This is a genomic window from Carboxylicivirga agarovorans (assembly GCF_050589845.1).
Classification (GTDB): domain Bacteria; phylum Bacteroidota; class Bacteroidia; order Bacteroidales; family Marinilabiliaceae; genus Carboxylicivirga; species Carboxylicivirga agarovorans.
This window is the reverse complement of the sequence record NZ_JBNGPA010000079.1, coordinates 1-1,562: the sequence shown is the minus strand read 5'-3', so window position 1 is coordinate 1,562 and position 1,562 is coordinate 1. Positions and strand designations below refer to the sequence as shown.

Below are 1,562 nucleotides of genomic sequence, written 5' to 3'. Positions count from 1 at the left end.
TGTAGGTCTTCAGCTTAATTTGGACAGATTGGTATAAAAGTTAAGAGATGAATTCTTAATTTATCAACCAATAAAAGTTCAATAATGAAACAGAAGAAGCAAAGTGCCGAATCAAAGATTAAGGAGATCAAGCGCATTACCCGTAAGAAGTATTCCGCAGAGGAAAAGATCCGTATTGTGATTGAGGGCTTACGAGGCGAGCTAAGTATCGCTGAACTATGCCGAAAAGAAGGCATTAACGCCAATTTATACTACAAATGGAGTAAAGACTTTCTTGAAGCTGGTAAAAGTCGCTTAACAGGCAACACCAAGCGAGAAGCTAATACCAATGAGGTAAACCATCTAAAGAATGAGAACACTGACCTGAAGCAGTTGGTGGCAGAGTTAAGCCTTGAAAACCGCATGCTTAAAAAAAGTCTGACTGGTACCGAGTAAACTATAAGTATATGCGAAGAAGTGCCAGTGAAAAAATGGAAATCATCAGGATTGTGCAAGATTCCGAGCTAGGCGTCAAGCGCACACTTGAGGAACTGGGGGTTAGCCGAAGTTCCTTCTATGAATGGTATAATCGATACTTGACGGATGGCTTTGACGGGCTTAAACCTAAGCCAGCAAAACGTCGATCCTTTTGGAACAAGATACCGGATAAAGAGCGTGCTAAAGTAATAGATACCGCTTTAGAACAAACGGAGTTATCACCCCGTGAGCTTGCATATCACATTACTGATACCCAAGGTTGGTTTATCAGCGAATCCAGTGTTTATCGCATTCTCAAATCACAGGGCTTAATAACCAGTCCGGCATGGATTGTAATGGCTGCATCTGATGAGTTTAAGGATAAGCCATCCAAGGTACACCAGCAATGGCAAACGGACTTTACCTATTTTAAGATCATTGGTTGGGGTTGGTATTACCTTGCCACCGTGATGGATGATTATTCACGCTATATTGTGACCTGGGAGCTCTGTCGAAGCATGGAGTCTACAGATGCCATGAATGTCATAAACAAGGCTCTGGCTACAACCAGCTTGCCCGAAGATGGAAGACCTCGTTTGTTATCGGATAATGGTTCGTGCTATATCTCTCATGAGTTTCAAAATTTTATGGAGGAATCTGGCATGGGGCATGTCAGGGGCGCACCATATCATCCGCAGACTCAGGGCAAAATAGAGCGCTATCACAGAACAATGAAGAATATCGTTAAACTTGATAACTATTATTATCCGGATGATTTAAGAGCTAGCTTAGAAGCGTTTGTTAATTATTACAATAATGAGCGTTACCACGAATCGTTACATAACTTAACCCCATCTGATGTCTATTTTGGCACAGCAGAACAGCGCCTACATCAACGAATGCAAATTAAAAAATCTACCATGAAAGAAAGGAGAAGAAAAAACAGGAAAGCAGCATCCTAGCAGCTATTGAAACCATTGAAAACTCTTTGAGTTTACAACAGTTCCAACAGCTCATCATTATCATCATGATTTAGCTGTTTGTAGAACTAAAAGTATCTCTTAATTTTAAGCTTCAATTTGTCCAATAAGTTTTGACGTCAAACA

The 1,562-nt window shown here is 40.6% G+C and carries 1 protein-coding gene; it reads left to right on the top strand.

Annotation, left to right across the window (positions count from 1 at the left end; all coding sequences use genetic code 11):
* The first annotated feature begins 84 nt into the window (after window positions 1-84).
* A protein-coding gene (locus tag ACRD69_RS25270; protein ID WP_430817916.1) for an IS3 family transposase occupies window positions 85-1,418 on the top strand; the annotation gives its coding sequence in 2 pieces (ribosomal slippage) (window positions 85-426 and window positions 429-1,418; 1,332 coding nt in all).
* The last annotated feature ends 144 nt before the right edge of the window (window positions 1,419-1,562 follow it).